The 13,635-nt window shown below is 66.5% G+C and carries 15 protein-coding genes; 5 read left to right on the top strand and 10 right to left on the bottom strand.

Annotation, left to right across the window (positions count from 1 at the left end):
* Positions 1 to 23: 23 nt before the first annotated feature.
* Complete coding sequence (locus PA6_RS17335) at positions 24 to 215, top strand: hypothetical protein (protein ID WP_021702255.1); 192 nt, start codon at positions 24 to 26, stop codon at positions 213 to 215.
* Here the strand turns inward: PA6_RS17335 and PA6_RS17330 are convergent, their stop codons facing one another.
* Positions 216 to 617, bottom strand: coding sequence for a quorum-sensing-regulated virulence factor family protein (locus PA6_RS17330; protein WP_021702254.1), 402 nt, complete (start codon positions 615 to 617; stop codon positions 216 to 218).
* Positions 618 to 740: 123 nt separating this feature from the next.
* On the opposite strand from PA6_RS17330, the gene PA6_RS17325 reads away from it, so the two are divergent.
* Entirely contained in the window at positions 741 to 1,457 is a 717-nt protein-coding gene (locus tag PA6_RS17325; RefSeq protein WP_043216891.1) for a tRNA-uridine aminocarboxypropyltransferase, read from the top strand.
* A gap of 26 nt (positions 1,458 to 1,483) precedes the next feature.
* On the opposite strand, the gene PA6_RS17320 is transcribed toward PA6_RS17325, so the two are convergent.
* Positions 1,484 to 2,365 carry a DMT family transporter gene (locus PA6_RS17320; protein ID WP_021702252.1) on the bottom strand — a complete coding sequence of 294 codons (882 nt, stop codon included), beginning with the start codon at positions 2,363 to 2,365 and terminating at the stop codon, positions 1,484 to 1,486.
* Positions 2,366 to 2,488: 123 nt separating this feature from the next.
* Between PA6_RS17320 and erdR the strand changes: the two genes are divergently transcribed.
* Positions 2,489 to 3,139: a response regulator transcription factor ErdR gene (gene erdR / locus PA6_RS17315; RefSeq protein WP_021702251.1), complete on the top strand. Its 651-nt coding sequence runs from the start codon at positions 2,489 to 2,491 to the stop codon at positions 3,137 to 3,139.
* Positions 3,140 to 3,209: 70 nt separating this feature from the next.
* Positions 3,210 to 3,575 (top strand): diacylglycerol kinase, encoded by a 366-nt coding sequence (locus PA6_RS17310; protein ID WP_021702250.1) that lies wholly within the window; start codon positions 3,210 to 3,212, stop codon positions 3,573 to 3,575.
* A gap of 26 nt (positions 3,576 to 3,601) precedes the next feature.
* On the opposite strand, the gene PA6_RS17305 is transcribed toward PA6_RS17310, so the two are convergent.
* From PA6_RS17305 to PA6_RS17275, 7 genes are all read right to left on the bottom strand, one after another.
* A complete protein-coding gene (locus PA6_RS17305; protein WP_021702249.1) occupies positions 3,602 to 4,933 on the bottom strand; it encodes a DUF58 domain-containing protein in 1,332 nt (443 codons plus the stop codon).
* Positions 4,930 to 6,003, bottom strand: a complete 1,074-nt coding sequence (locus PA6_RS17300) for an AAA family ATPase (protein ID WP_052520184.1) — start codon at positions 6,001 to 6,003, stop codon at positions 4,930 to 4,932. The genes PA6_RS17305 and PA6_RS17300 overlap by 4 nt, the downstream gene beginning before the upstream one ends.
* Positions 6,000 to 7,283, bottom strand: coding sequence for a DUF4350 domain-containing protein (locus tag PA6_RS17295; RefSeq protein WP_021702247.1), 1,284 nt, complete (start codon positions 7,281 to 7,283; stop codon positions 6,000 to 6,002). The genes PA6_RS17300 and PA6_RS17295 overlap by 4 nt, the downstream gene beginning before the upstream one ends.
* Positions 7,280 to 8,866, bottom strand: a complete 1,587-nt coding sequence (locus PA6_RS17290; protein WP_021702246.1) for a DUF4129 domain-containing protein — start codon at positions 8,864 to 8,866, stop codon at positions 7,280 to 7,282. The genes PA6_RS17295 and PA6_RS17290 overlap by 4 nt, the downstream gene beginning before the upstream one ends.
* Positions 8,853 to 9,833, bottom strand: coding sequence for a stage II sporulation protein M (locus PA6_RS17285; protein ID WP_021702245.1), 981 nt, complete (start codon positions 9,831 to 9,833; stop codon positions 8,853 to 8,855). The genes PA6_RS17290 and PA6_RS17285 overlap by 14 nt, the downstream gene beginning before the upstream one ends.
* Positions 9,830 to 10,543, bottom strand: coding sequence for an RDD family protein (locus tag PA6_RS17280; RefSeq protein WP_021702244.1), 714 nt, complete (start codon positions 10,541 to 10,543; stop codon positions 9,830 to 9,832). Before PA6_RS17280 ends, PA6_RS17285 begins: the two co-directional genes overlap by 4 nt.
* Positions 10,544 to 10,635: 92 nt before the next feature.
* Positions 10,636 to 11,442, bottom strand: coding sequence for a hypothetical protein (locus tag PA6_RS17275; protein ID WP_021702243.1), 807 nt, complete (start codon positions 11,440 to 11,442; stop codon positions 10,636 to 10,638).
* A 141-nt stretch (positions 11,443 to 11,583) separates the two neighbouring features.
* On the opposite strand from PA6_RS17275, the gene sbcB reads away from it, so the two are divergent.
* Positions 11,584 to 13,017 carry an exodeoxyribonuclease I gene (sbcB, locus tag PA6_RS17270; protein WP_021702242.1) on the top strand — a complete coding sequence of 478 codons (1,434 nt, stop codon included), beginning with the start codon at positions 11,584 to 11,586 and terminating at the stop codon, positions 13,015 to 13,017.
* Positions 13,018 to 13,075: 58 nt separating this feature from the next.
* On the opposite strand, the gene mvaT is transcribed toward sbcB, so the two are convergent.
* A complete protein-coding gene (gene mvaT, locus PA6_RS17265; protein ID WP_021702241.1) occupies positions 13,076 to 13,456 on the bottom strand; it encodes a histone-like nucleoid-structuring protein MvaT in 381 nt (126 codons plus the stop codon).
* Positions 13,457 to 13,635 lie beyond the last annotated feature (179 nt).

Here is a 13,635-nt window from a genome sequence, read left to right as displayed (position 1 = left end):
GACGCAGGAAGGGAGGGGCAGGTATGCCCAAGCTGACACTGGAGCTGGATCTGCAGCTGTACCGTCTGCTGGTGCAGGCTGCGCGCATCAACAATCTGACCCTGGAAGAAGAATGCCTGCGCAGGCTCGAAGGTGGCGTGCGCCGGGCCAGCTACATGCAGGCGCTGCTGGCCGAGCTCCGCGCCGATGGCGAGCAGCAACGCGGCAAGGGCTGATTACTGCAGGCCGCAGTCGGTCTTGACGAAGCGCGCTACCGCCACCGGGCGATTGCTCTTGTACTCGCTGAACTGGTAACGCAGTACCGCACCCTGGGTCAGCAGGTTGCGATAGCCCGGGTTGGTGCAGACGCTGGCGGCCAGCTGGTTGCGCACGGTGGCCGGGTTGGCGCGCATCTGCTCGGCGTGCGCGGCGCGTACGCTGAGGTGGTTGACCAGCTCGTTGCCCTCCACGGTGTAACCCTGGTCGAGAATGTCCTCGTTGATTGCCCGCGGCGTGCCGACGCTGCTCTCCTTGGCAACCCGCTCCAGCAGGCGCGTCAGTTCATGCTCCTGCAGCGAGGCGGCGTGAGCGGCAGGCAGCAGGGCGGCGAGGGCGAACAGGGTGATGAAGCGGGGCATGAGGCTCTCCATGGTATGCAGTGCTGGTTTCGACCGGTGCTCCTGGCCCGGGTTCAGCAGGTGCCCATCTTACTCCCTGCCGGCGGCGAAGGTAGACTGCGCGCCTTTTCCGTGGAGTCGCTCATGAGCAGCCATGCCGTTTCCCGCCTGCGCAGCGAGCGCCTGGCGCGCAGCCTCAAACCCTTTGTCTCGCGTGGCTCGCGTTCCGAGCGCTGCCCCGGGTGCCGGGTGATTCCCAGCTACTGCCTGTGTGCCTGGCGGCCGAGCGTCGAGGTGCAGGCAGGCGTGTGCCTGCTGATGTACGACGTGGAAGCGCTGAAGCCGAGCAATACCGGCTGGCTGATCGCCGACCTGGTGGCCGATACCCATGCCTTCGGCTGGCAGCGTACCGAGGTCGATCCGCGTCTGCTGGCGCTGCTGGACGATCCGCAGTACGCCCCCTGCGTGGTGTTCCCCGGCGAGTACGCCGAGCCCGAGCGGGTGATCGAGGTGCTGCCACCACCGACCGACGGCAAGCGGCCGCTGTTCATCCTGCTCGACGCCACCTGGACCGAGGCGCGCAAGATGTTCCGCAAGAGTCCCTACCTGAACCGTTTTCCGGTACTCAGCCTGCGCCCGGAGCAGTTGTCGCGCTACCGCCTGCGCCGCTCCAAGCGCGACGAGCACCTGTGCACGGCCGAGGTAGCCGCGCTGTGCCTGGAGCTGGCCGGTGAGCCGCGTGCGGCGCAGGCGCTGGACGCCTGGCTGGACCTGTTCACCGAACACTACCTGAGCGCCAAGCACCGCCGTGTGCTGGACGAGCAGAGCCCGGCGCATCAGGCCATCCAGCCTTTTCTGTAGCGCGACAGCGCCAGGCTAGGCGGCACTCAGGCGCGCTTGGGCCACAGCTGCGCCAGCAGCATGCCGGCGAACATCAGCGCGCAGCCGAAGTAGCCTTTCAGCGCCAGCGCCTCGCCGAGCAGCAGGGCGCCGGCGATGGCGGCGAATACCGCCTCCAGCGAGAGAATGATCGCTGCGTGGGAGGCGATGGCATGCTTCTGCGCCACTACCTGCAGGGTAAAGCCGACCGCCACCCCGAGGAGGCCGCCATAGAGAATGGCCGGGCCGGCGGCAAGGATGGCCTCGAGCCTGATCTCCTCGAACAGCACCGCCAGCACGAGGCTCAGCACCGCGCAGACGGCGAACTGCAGCAGGGCCAGGCGCAGCGGGTCGTGACGGCTGGCGAAGAAGCTCACCAGCAACACGTGGATACCCCAGACGAAGGCACCGGCCAGCTGCAGCCAGTCCCCGGAGGCGACCTGGAAGCCTTCGCCGACGCTGAGCAGGAACATGCCGACCACCGCCAGTCCCGCGCCCAGCCAGGTGCCCATGCCGGTGCGCTGGCCGATCAGCAGGCCGAGCAGCGGCACCACGATGACATACAGGCCGGTGATGAAACCCGAGTTGGTCACGCTGGTGAACAACAGGCCGACCTGTTGCAGGTTGATTCCCAAGGAAAGCGCCAGGCCCATGGCCAGGCCGCCGAGCAGTAGGCCGCGGTTGACTGGCTCGGGCTTGTGCTCGCCCTCGCGTTTGCCCAGCCAGAGCACCAGCGGCAGCAGCGCCAGGGTGGCGAGGGTGAAGCGCAGGCCGGTATAGAGGAAGGGGCCGATCGCATCCATGCCCAGGCGCTGGGCGACGAAGGCAGAGCCCCAGATCATCGCGGTCAGCAGCATCAACAGGTCGGCGCGCAGGGCTTGGCTTCGCATGGCGGTTCTCGGCAGGAAAAGCTGGCGACTTTGCCGCAAAGCGCGGAACTTGACCACCCCGTCACGGCTCGGCATGCTGAGCGCCGCCTCGCCAGCCAGCTCGACAACAAGAACAGGAAAGCCATGGCCGCATACGAGATTCTCATTGCCGATGATCACCCGCTGTTTCGCAGCGCTCTGCACCAGGCGCTGACCCTCGGGCTCGGCCCGGAAGTGCGCCTGGTGGAAGCGGCCAGCATCGCCGAACTGGAAGCGCGCCTGAGCGAGAAGAGCGACTGGGACCTGGTCCTGCTCGATCTGAACATGCCCGGTGCCTACGGCTTCTCCGGCCTGGTGCTGTTGCGCGGCCAGTACCCGCAGATTCCGGTGGTGATGATCTCGGCGCAGGAAGAGGCGGCCGTGGTCGCGCGCTCCCGCGAGTTCGGCGCCAGCGGCTTCATTCCCAAGTCCAGCCCGCTGGAGACCATCCAGCAGGCCGTGCGCCAGGTCCTCGAGGGCGAGGTCTGGTGGCCGCCGCAGGCGTTCGAGGCGGTCAGCGTTTCGGCCGAAGCCAAGGCCGCTAGCGCCGGGCTGGCGAGTCTGACGCCCCAGCAGTTCCGTGTCCTGACCATGGTCTGCGAAGGCCTGCTGAACAAGCAGATCGCTTTCGAGCTGAGCGTGTCCGAGGCCACCATCAAGGCCCATGTCACTGCCATCTTCCGCAAGCTGGGCGTGCGCACCCGCACCCAGGCGGCGCTGCTGCTGCAGCAGATGGAATCGATCCCCGGGCAGTGAGCCCTTCACGCATTTTTGACGGTCAGGTGCTTAAGGTGCCGACCTCCATTGCACAGGACTGTCGTTCTCCATGTCGCCATTCAAGGGCCAGACCGGCCTGAAACGTATCCTCAACGCCGCCGGCTATTCCCTCGACGGCCTGCGCGCGGCCTTTACCGGCGAAGCCGCCTTCCGCCAGCTGGTGCTGCTCAACGTGGTGCTGATTCCGCTGGCTTTCTGGCTCGACGTGAGCCCGGTGGAACGGGCGCTGATGGTGGCGGTGAGCATGCTCTCGCTGATCGTCGAGCTGCTCAATTCGGCGGTGGAAGCGGCCATCGACCGCATCTCGCTGGAGCGCCACCCGCTGTCGAAGAATGCCAAGGACATGGGTAGCGCCGCGCAGCTCACTTCGCTGGTGGTGATCGGCCTGGTCTGGGCGATCATTCTGCTCGGCTGATCGCCGGCTCCGCCGCTGGGCGGAGCTTAGAGCACCCCGGCCTTCTTCCAGGCCAGATAGCGTCCGACCAGCTCCGGGCCCAGCTCCTTCGGCCGTGCATCCAGCACCGGTACGCCGTGCGCCAGCAGGCGCTCGTGCAGGCCGGCGCGGGCATTCAGGTAATCGACCGTGCCGCAGTAGGCCAGGGCCTGCTCGTAGTCCTGTACCTGGGTGTGGCGCAGGCGATCCAGTACTTCCTCGCGCAGGCTGGCTATCAGTACCCGATGCTGGCGGCCCAGGCGCTTGACCGCACCGAGCAGCTCTTCGTCGTCCTCGTCGCGCAGGTTGGTCACCAGTACCACCAGCGCACGGCGGCGCTGGCGCGCCAGCAGGGCATTGATCGCGGCTGCGTAGTCAGCCGGGCGACGGGTGCTGTCGAGCGCGTACACGGCGTTGAGCAGGCTGCCGATATGGGCCTGGCCCTTGACCGGGGCCACGTACTGGTCCTGCTCGCCGGCGAAGGTCGCCAGGCCCACGGCGTCGCCCTGGCGCAGCGCTACGTAGCTGAGCAGCAGGCAGGCATTGAGCGCATGGTCGAAGTGCGACAGCTCGTCGTCCTGGCTGCGCATGCGGCGGCCGCAGTCGATCAGGAAGACGATCTGCTGGTCGCGTTCGTCCTGGTATTCGCGGGCGATTGGCGTGCGCTTGCGCGCGGTGGCTTTCCAGTCGATCTGGCGCAGGGTGTCGCCGTCGCGGAAGTCGCGTAACTGGTGGAATTCCAGACCGAGGCCGCGGCGCTGACGCTGGCGCACGCCCATCTGGCTGAGCCAGTCGTCCACCGCCATCAGCTGGGCGCCGTAGAGGCGGGCGAAGTCCGGGTAGACGCGGGTTTCGCTGGCCTGGTCGATGAAGCGGCGGGCCTGCCACAGGCGCAGCGGGCTGGGCAGCAGCAGCTCGCAGCGCGGAATGCGGAAATGTCCGCGCTTGAGTGGGCGTACCCGGTAACCGAACTCGGTCTGCTCGCCCGGATGCAGCTCCACCTGTTGCGGCATGAACTCGAAATCCATGTGCTCGGGCAGGTGGTCGAAGGCCTGCACCACCAGCGGCTGGTGATAATCGTGGTGCAGGGTCAGGCGCACCTCGCTCCAGCGTCCCAGCGGCAGGTTGCCGGGCAGCTGGCGCTGCAGGCGCGGCGTCGGCAGGCGACGCAGCCAGAGGGCATCTGCAGCGGCGATCAGCAGCAGTGCCAGCAGCAGGCCCCACCACAGCGGCTGCAGGGTCTGCGGCAGCTTGATGCCGAGCAGCGGCAGGCTGCCGAGGACGATCGCCAGGGCCAGCAGGCCGCCGATCAGGGCGAGTAACAGGCGCGAGGGTTTCACAGGCGCGGAGCCGGAACCTGGTCGAGCAGCTGCTGCAGCACCTGATCCACCGACAATCCTTCGATATCCAGTTCCGGCGCCAGGCGCACGCGGTGGCGCAGCACGGCCAGCGCGCAGGCCTTGACGTCGTCCGGCACCACGAAGTCGCCGCCGCGCAGCAGGGCGCGCGCGCGACCGCCGCGGACCAGGGCGATCGAGGCGCGCGGGCCGGCGCCCATGGCCAGGCCCGGCCAGCTGCGGGTGGCGCGGGCCAGACGCACGGCATAGTCGAGCACCTGATCGTCGATCGCCAGTTCGCTGGCGATCTTCTGCAGGGCCAGCACGTCCTTGGCTGACAGCAGGGTGCGCAGCGGTGCCACTTCGAGCATGTCGGCCTTGGCCGAGCGGGTGACCTGGCGGACCAGGGTCAGCTCTTCATCGGCCTGCGGGTAGTCCATGCGCAGCTTGAGCATGAAGCGGTCCAGCTCGGCCTCTGGCAGCGGGTAGGTGCCTTCCTGCTCGATCGGGTTCTGCGTGGCCATCACCAGGAACGGCTGCGGCACCGGCATGGCGCGGCCTTCCAGGGTGATCTGGCGTTCCTGCATCACTTCCAGCAGGGCGGCCTGGGTCTTGGCCGGGGCGCGGTTGATCTCGTCGGCCAGCAGCAGGTTGGTGAAGGCCGGGCCCTTGCGCAGCTTGAACTGTTCGCTGGCGAGGTCATACACGGCATGGCCGGTGACGTCGCTGGGCATCAGGTCCGGGGTGAACTGGATGCGCGCGAATTCGCCGCCGAAGCACTTGGCCAGCGCGCGGACCAACAGGGTCTTGCCCAGGCCGGGCACGCCCTCGACCAGCACGTGACCGCCGGCGATCAGCGCGGTGAGTACGTCGTCCACCACCTGGCGCTGGCCGACCACGGCCTTCTGCAGTTCCAGGCGCAGGGCCTGCAGCATCTGGCTGGCGCGCTGGCGCTGCTGGGCGGCCGGGTTGGCCGGCGCTGCAGTCGGCGTGGCGGCCGCGGCTGGCGCAGGCGCTGGCACGGCGGCAGGGGTGTCGGGGCTGGTGCTGGGTTGCTGCGGAATTTCGCTCATAGGGCATTCCTGAGAGTTTGCAGGTTGGCGACCTGGCGGGTGAAGTCGGCGGCGGACAGACGCTGTGCCGGCAGCGGGCGCATGGCGGCGCTGACGGCGCCGCTGGGCAGGCGGGTGAGACGACCGAGGACCTGCCACTGTTCGGCCACCGGCAGGCGTTCGAAGCCGGGGTGACGATGGCGGGCACGGCGCAGGATGTCGCGCTGCAGAGTGCTCAGCAGCTGTTGCTGGCCGACGCGGCGCAGCAGGAAGTCGGCGCCGGCGCGCAGGTGTTCCTCCAGCTGGCGGCGCGACGGCACCTGCGGCGTCTGCAGCGGGCCGTGGCGCAGGCCGACGTGCCACAGCAGCAGGGCCAGTAGCAGGGCGAGGGCCACCAGTGCGGCGGGGTAGTGCTTGAGCAGCTGGCTGAGCAGGTCATCGCGCTCGGCGCTGTAGACCAGGGTCACGGCGCTGTCCTGGCCCAGGTACCAGAGCAGCCAGGCGTTGTCGTAGTCGCCGATGCGATCGTTCTGCCACAGCCAGGCGTCGGTCAGCACGGTGATCAGGCCCTGCTCATGCTGCAGTTGCAGCATGTGGGTGGATTCGCCGCTGTTGGCCCAGGCGTAGGCGCGGTTCTCGCTGTCGAGCAGGTGGAAGCTGGTGTTGAACTCGACGTAGGCCGGGGCGTCCTCGTTCTCCAGGTAGATCTTGGTCAGCTCCGGGTAGCGATCTTCTTCCTCGGCGGCTTGCGCCTCCTCGTCGGTGCCCGCAGTCTCGGCTTCGGCTTCGGCTTCGGCTTCGGCTTCGGCTTCGGCTTCGGCTTCGGCTTCGCTATCCAGCGCTTCGTCTTCGACGGCCTCTTCGCTGCCTTCGTCCTCTTCGAGGCTGGTGTCGTACTGCTGCACGCCGATGCTGTCCAGCAGCAGGTCGCCGCTGCGACCTTCCTCCTCGTCCCACATCTCTTCGGCGACGAACACCAGGTGCCCGCCCTTGGCGGTCCAGTCCAGTACCTGTTGGTTCTGGCGCGGCGTCATGTTGTGGCGTGGCCCCAGCAGCATCAGGGTCTGACCGGCGGCGGGCAGGTCCTTGAGCACTTCCAGGCCATCGGCGCGCCTGACGTTGATCTTCTGTTGGCGCAGGAACAGTTCGGCCGCCAGGTAATCGTTGGCCCTCGCCTCGGGAGAGGGGCCGTGGTCGATCTGTTCTTCGTAGGGTTGCAGCCGCTGCACCAGCAGCAGGCCGCCCCAGCCGAGGAGGATCAGCAGCAGGCCGCCGAGGGCAAGCTTCATCGGCCGAGTCATGCGCGGCGCTCCTGGGCGAACAGGCGGCGCCAGGCCTCGCAGATGCCTCGCTTGAGATTTTCCGGTGGCAGGCGGTGGCCGTAGGCGAGGTTCTGCCAGTGGCGGGTCAGCGCCTGGCTGAAACGGCTCAGTTCATCGTTGTGCAGGCCCTCGACCAGGCGCAGCACTTCGCCCTCGGTGTGCGAACCCTTGAGGGGCAGGCGGAAATCATGCAGCAGGCGGCTGAGCAGGGCCCGATAGAGCAGGCCGAGGGCTTCGCGCGGGTGCTCGGCCCAAAGTCTTTCGGCCTCGCCGGCGACATCGTCGGGCAGGCTCTCCGGCGCGATTTCGAGGCCGAAAAGCTGTTGCGGCATGGCGCGGATGCGGCGCTGCGGCAACCCGATGCGGCCGGCGAAGATGCTCAGCCACTCGCGATAGCGCCACAGCAGCAGGCCGATCAGCAGGATCAGCGCGGCCCACAGCAGGGTTTCGACGGTCAGGGCGACCAGGTCCAGCTTGCCCCACCATTCGCCGATCTTGAGCAGCTTCTCGATCGTCTCGGCGAAGCCCTTGATGTCTTCCTCACTCGGTTCTTCGGCTTTTTCTTCCTCGCCGAAGCGCCAGCGGGTGACGGTTTCGCGATTCTCGAAAGGCGCCGCCTCGAGCAGACGGGTAATGCCGTCCTGGGCGGCCTTGCTGGTCAATGGCTGGCTGAGCAGGCGCTCGGCATCCGGGCCCATGGGATCGTCGAAGGGCACCGGGCAGCTGGCGGCCGGCTCGTCGGCCAGTGCTTCGCCGGCCGGCAGTAACAGCACCAGGGCGATGCCGGCCAGCAGCAGGGCATAGGCGCTGCCGAGCAGGCGCTGGCGCAGGCGGCGGAAGGTCAGCTCGATGTCCCAGGCTTCCAGCTCGGTGCGGCGGTTGAGGTAGAGGGTGAAGCCGCAGGCGACGTAGATCGGCTCCCAGAACACCAGCACCAGCACGTAGAGCAGGTTGGACAGGTGTTCCAGCCACAGCCACTCGCCGCTACTGGCTGCGATCAGGGCGTTCCAGTCCCACTCGATCTCGACCTGCTGCGGCACCAGCAGCCAGAGCAGGGTGGCCAGGCCCATCCACAGGAGCATTTCCAGGTGCACACCGAAGATGGTCAGCCACGCGGCGCTGCCGGCGTGGCGCTGGCCGAGCACGGTCAGGCGCTTGCTGCGGGCCTCTCCGCCCAGGCCTTCGAGCTGCAGCACCGGCAGGTCGAAGCTGCGCGTCGGGCTCAGGCGGCGCCAGGTCAGGCTGGCCAGCAGCTGTGGCTTGAGCAGGCGCGGCAGGGCGCGCAGCGCTTCCCGGAGCGTGGGCACCTCGCCGAACAGCGAGCGCGACAGGATATGCAGGGGCAGGCGTTCCCAGGCCGGCTTCAGCCACCAGAACAGCAGTACGGCGAGGCTCGGATAGCGCCATAGCAGCGCGCTGAGGAGGGCGAACAGCGGCAGCGTCACGGCGGCCCAGCTGAGCATCAGCAGGCCGGCGTGGCGCCGGGCCAGGAGCACGCCAAGGTCGATGGCTTCCCAGGCGCTGCGCGGACGGATGGCAACGCTGGCGTCAGTCAGGCGCATGGTGAGTCCGTCCGGCGAGCAGGAAGTAAGCGGTCACCAGCAGCCACAGGCCGGCGCCGACCCCGTACTTGGTCAGGGGGCTGGCGTAGGTCATGGAGGACCAATAGGCCTCGACGAAGGCGGCGATCAGCAGAAACAGAATGACCCCGGCCACCAGCTGGATGGCCTGGCGGGCAGCGCGGCGCAGCGCTTCGCCGCGGGGCAGGCGGCCGGGGGCGAGCAGCGCCCAGCCGAGCTTGAAGCCGGCGGCGCCGGCGAAGGCGATGGCGGTGAGTTCGAAGGCGCCGTGGCCGATGACGAAGGACCAGAAGGTCTCGCTGTAGCCGATGCGCGTCAGGTGGCCGGCGATGGCGCCGATCACCAGGCCGTTGTAGAGCAGGAAGAACAGGCTGCCGAGGCCGAAGATCAGGCCGCTGGCGAAGGTCTGAAAGGCGATGCCGATGTTGTTCATGATGTAGAAGCCGAACATCATCCAGTCGTCGCCGGAGTCGCGCTCGGCAAAGCGGCCGATGCGCTGGGCGCCGGGGTCGTACATCCGTTCCATTTCGCGCACCTGTTCCGGCGCGATCAGGCTGTAGATCAGTTCGGGGAACAGGTAGGTCAGCAGGCCCATGCCGATCAGGGCGCCGAAGAACAGCAGGCAGCCGGCCAGCACGGCGCGCCATTCATGGCGCACCAGTTGCGGGAAACCGGCAATCACGAAGCGGATGATCTGCGCACCCAGATGGCTGCGGTGGCGATAGAACTGCTGGTGGCCACGCATGGCCAGTTGCTGCAGCTGGTCGATCAGGTGGCTGCTGTAGCCGCGCTCTTCGGCCAGGGCCAGGTGCTGGCACAGGTGGCGATAGTCGTTGGCAAAGCGTTCGCTTGCCTGGCGCTCGGCCTTGCCCTTTTCCAATGCGCTCAGGCACTCGTCGAAGCGTTGCCAGTCGGCAGCGTGGCGCTGTTCGAACAGATGCTGCTTCATGCCGACCCCAACAGGCCGCGAGCGATGCCGTGCAGGCGCTTCTCGGTCTGCTCTGGCAGGCTCTCCAGGGGCTCGGCGAGAATGCCGGCCAGCTCGGCGCGGCGCGCGGCCGAAAGGTCGGCACTGCGCTCGGCGAAGTCCAGCAGGGCACGCTGCTCGACCAGACTCAGGCTGAAGGGCGCGCGCTCGGCGTCTGCTTCCGGCAGTTGCGGACGCTTGGGCGGCTCGTCGCGATAGACCACCAGGGTGCCGGCGGCGAGGTCGCCGAGGCGTTTGAAACTCGGGTGGCTGAGGCTGCTGACGGCGCCGACGCAGTAGGCGAAGGGCAGCATGTCCACGGCGCGCAGCAGGTTGCGGGTCAGCGAGGCCGCCCAGCCTACCGGCGTGCCGTCATCGTGTATCACGCGCAGACCCATGGCCTTCTTGCCGGGGGTGCGGCCCTGGTAGAGCACTTCGAACAGCACCGGGTACCACCAGTTGATCAGGAAATACAGGATGGTGCCGAGGCCCATGCCGAACTGGCCGAGGATGGCCAGGATGAAAAAGGCGCCCAGCAGGATGGCGCCGCGGATCAGCAGGTCGATGCCGAAGGCGAGGGCGCGCGGCAACAGGCCGGCGGGCCGGAGGATCAGGTCGATGCCCTCTGGCGTTTCCACCTGGTGGCGGGTGTCCAGCAATGCGGCTGGGGGCGTGGCTGAAATGGCGGACATCGGTCTACTGCATCGAAGAATGCCTGATGCTAGCGAGCAGCAGGGCGCTAAAGCAATCGGGCCGCGCGAGGCGGCCCGAACTTTCACCGCGCTCAGTGGGCCGGCGGGGGCAGCACGCCGAAGATGCGGTTGTACAGAACGCCGATCATCACGATGAACATCGGGATGGTCCAGATCAGGCCGATGCCCAGCGGCAGCATGCTGATCCAGACGACGATGTTCATCGTCAGGAACAGGAAGAAGACCTTGAACCAGTGCTGGGTGATCGCCTTGCAGGACACCATCATGGCCTGCCAGGGCGACAGCTTGCGCTCGACCACCAGCGGGATGGTCAGCAGCGTGGCGATCGACAGGTAGATACCGGGCAGTACCAGCAGGGCGAAGCCGATGATGATGGCGATGCTCATCAGGATGGCTGCGCCCAGCAGCGCCAGGGTGCGATTGAAATGGGCGAAGAATTCGCCGAAACGCAGCGGTTGTCCGGCGGCCTGGCGAATGCCGATCATGTTGAAACCGGCCATGAACGGATAGGTGATGGCCAGGCTGACCACGGTGCTGAGTACGGTGAGCAGCAGCATGCCGACAACGCCAGCCATCGCCGCACCTTCGCCGCCGCCGATGGCGGCCAGGCCGAAGGCGCCCAGCCCCAGGACCATGGCGACCAGATAGAGCGCGAGCTGGGCGCCGATCAGGACGCCGGCACAGGCGAACAGACCGCCCCAGATCAGGCCTTTGGTGCCTTTGGTTTTGCGCCAGGCTTCGCCAAGCAGGTCGAAGATGGCGAAGTCGTAACGACGGGTCAGTGCTTCCTCGATCGACAGGGCCTGGCCGGGCGCCGCCTTGTCCATGAGGTCGCTGCTGGGAATGGTATAGGGGTTCTGGAGCGTTACTTCATTCATGCGAGACATTCCTGGTCGTGGTAGGTATTCCGAGGGGCGCATGCTAGCGACAGTGGCATGGCGCCAGCAAGTACGCGCCGCGCGGCGCGTGAGCGCGATCATGCTTTGTTAGACTGGCCCTCTCACGTTGAAGGATCGCCCATGAGCTCCAGCATCTTCTGGTACGACTACGAAACCACCGGCATCAACCCGCGCTGCGATCGTCCGCTGCAGGTCGCCGGTCTGCGCACCGACGAGCAGCTCAACGAAATCGGCGAGCCGCTCAACCTCTATTGCAAGCCCTCCGACGATATCCTGCCGCATCCGGCAGCCTGCAGGATTACCGGCATCACGCCGCAGATTCTGGCGGAAAAGGGACTGACCGAGGCCGAGTTCATGGCGCGAGTACATGCTCAGCTGGCGCAGCCAGGCACCTGCGGCGCCGGCTACAACAGCCTGCGTTTCGATGACGAGGTGACGCGTTACAGCCTCTACCGCAACTTCTACGATCCCTATGCCCGCGAGTGGCAGGGTGGCAACAGTCGCTGGGATCTGATCGATCTGGTGCGCGCCACCTATGCGCTGCGCCCGGACGGCATCGAGTGGCCGCAGGACGAGGAGGGGCGGGTTTCGCTCAAGCTGGAGCGGCTGACCCAGGCCAACGGCATCGAGCATGGCCAGGCGCACGATGCGCTGTCCGATGTGCGGGCCACCATCGATCTGGCGCGGCTGATCAGGGCGCGCCAGCCACGGCTCTATGATTTTCTCTACAAGCTGCGTGGCAAGCATCAGGTGATGGAGCAGATTAGCCTGCTGCAACCGGTGGTGCATGTGTCCGGTCGTTTTGCCGGCAGCCGCCACTATCTGGCACCGGTATTGCCGCTGGCCTGGCATCCGCGCAATCGCAATGCGCTGATCGTCTGCGACCTGCAGGCCGATGTGCAGCCTCTGCTGGAGCTGGATGCCGAGACATTGCGCCGGCGTTTGTACACGCGGCGCGACGAGCTGGGCGAGGGCGAATTGCCGGTGCCGCTCAAGCTGCTGCATATCAACAAGTGCCCGGTCGTGGCGCCGATGAAGGTGTTGCGCGAGCAGGACCTGGTTCGCCTGCAGCTCGACCTGGCCGAGTGCGAGCGGCAGGCCGAGGTACTGCGACAGGCGCAGGCGGTCTGGCAAGCCAAGTTGGCGGAGGTTTATGCGAGCGATGACTTTGCAGCGCTGGACGATCCCGAGCAGCAGCTTTATTCAGGGTTCCTCGGCGATCGCGATAAGCGTCTGTGCGAGCAGGTGCGGGCTGCGTCTGCCGAGCAACTGGCGCGCGACCACTGGGCGTTCGCCGATGCGCGCCTCGATGAGTTGCTGTTTCGTTACCGTGCGCGCAACTTTCCGAGTTCGCTGGCGGGGGAGGAACTGGCGCGCTGGCGGGAGTTCTGTCGGCAGCGTCTGAACGATAGTTCCGTGGGTGCGCCCAATACGCTGGATAACTTCGCGCAGGCATTGCAGGAGGAGTGGCCGCTGGCATCACCGGCACAGCAGCAGGTATTGCAGGCCTGGCGCGAGCATGCGCAATTACTGCGCAACCGCTACGGCTCCTGAGGTATTGGCGGACAAATAAAAATGCCGGCAAGCGCCGGCATTTTTCATTGCGCAGGGATTAACCCAGCAGGGTGGCCCAACCTTCCACGGTGGCAGCGCCCCACTTGGCCTTCCACTCTTTCAGGGTCTTGTGGTTGCCGCCTTTGGTTTCGATCACTTCACCGGTGTTCGGGTTCTTGTATTGCTTGACCTTGCGCGCACGCTTGCCGCTGGCCGGTTTGGCGGCGCCGCGGGCGGCCTTGCCGGCTTTGGCACTTTCAGGGTCGAGCAGGGCGGTGATGTCACGCAGGGACTTCTGGTATTCGGCCATCAGGCTGCGCAGTTTGCCTTCGAATTCCAGTTCTTTCTTCAGTTTGTCATCTTGCGACAGATTCTTCAGGCGCTCTTGCAGCTCTTTGATGGCTTCTTCGGTGGCGCGGTATTCGTTAATCAGCGACATGTTGTTTTACCCAGGTGGCCAGTTGCAGTTAGTAAGTGGCCTGATAATAGACAGACACAATCGCCAAGTAAACGGGTCGGAAAAGTTTTGCCGGAATTAATCAAGCGCTATGTCGCTTTCACCGATATCAGGGTCGCTATTGTTACAGCGCATTGCCCAATGCATATCGCCTTAGGAAA

This window comes from Aquipseudomonas alcaligenes NBRC 14159 (genome assembly GCF_000467105.1).
Lineage (GTDB): Bacteria > Pseudomonadota > Gammaproteobacteria > Pseudomonadales > Pseudomonadaceae > Aquipseudomonas > Aquipseudomonas alcaligenes.
This window is presented reverse-complemented; position numbering and strand designations above follow the sequence as displayed.

Bases quoted from the DNA above. Each gene is read 5' to 3' on its own strand.
- PA6_RS17335 (WP_021702255.1), top strand. From the start codon at position 24: ATGCCCAAGCTGACACTGGAGCTGGATCTGCAGCTGTACCGTCTGCTG.
- PA6_RS17330 (WP_021702254.1), bottom strand. From the start codon at position 617: ATGCCCCGCTTCATCACCCTGTTCGCCCTCGCCGCCCTGCTGCCTGCC.
- PA6_RS17325 (WP_043216891.1), top strand. From the start codon at position 741: ATGAGCAGCCATGCCGTTTCCCGCCTGCGCAGCGAGCGCCTGGCGCGC.
- PA6_RS17320 (WP_021702252.1), bottom strand. From the start codon at position 2,365: ATGCGAAGCCAAGCCCTGCGCGCCGACCTGTTGATGCTGCTGACCGCG.
- erdR (WP_021702251.1), top strand. From the start codon at position 2,489: ATGGCCGCATACGAGATTCTCATTGCCGATGATCACCCGCTGTTTCGC.
- PA6_RS17310 (WP_021702250.1), top strand. From the start codon at position 3,210: ATGTCGCCATTCAAGGGCCAGACCGGCCTGAAACGTATCCTCAACGCC.
- PA6_RS17300 (WP_052520184.1), bottom strand. From the start codon at position 6,003: ATGAGCGAAATTCCGCAGCAACCCAGCACCAGCCCCGACACCCCTGCC.
- PA6_RS17295 (WP_021702247.1), bottom strand. From the start codon at position 7,283: ATGACTCGGCCGATGAAGCTTGCCCTCGGCGGCCTGCTGCTGATCCTC.
- PA6_RS17290 (WP_021702246.1), bottom strand. From the start codon at position 8,866: ATGCGCCTGACTGACGCCAGCGTTGCCATCCGTCCGCGCAGCGCCTGG.
- PA6_RS17285 (WP_021702245.1), bottom strand. From the start codon at position 9,833: ATGAAGCAGCATCTGTTCGAACAGCGCCACGCTGCCGACTGGCAACGC.
- PA6_RS17280 (WP_021702244.1), bottom strand. From the start codon at position 10,543: ATGTCCGCCATTTCAGCCACGCCCCCAGCCGCATTGCTGGACACCCGC.
- PA6_RS17275 (WP_021702243.1), bottom strand. From the start codon at position 11,442: ATGAATGAAGTAACGCTCCAGAACCCCTATACCATTCCCAGCAGCGAC.
- sbcB (WP_021702242.1), top strand. From the start codon at position 11,584: ATGAGCTCCAGCATCTTCTGGTACGACTACGAAACCACCGGCATCAAC.
- mvaT (WP_021702241.1), bottom strand. From the start codon at position 13,456: ATGTCGCTGATTAACGAATACCGCGCCACCGAAGAAGCCATCAAAGAG.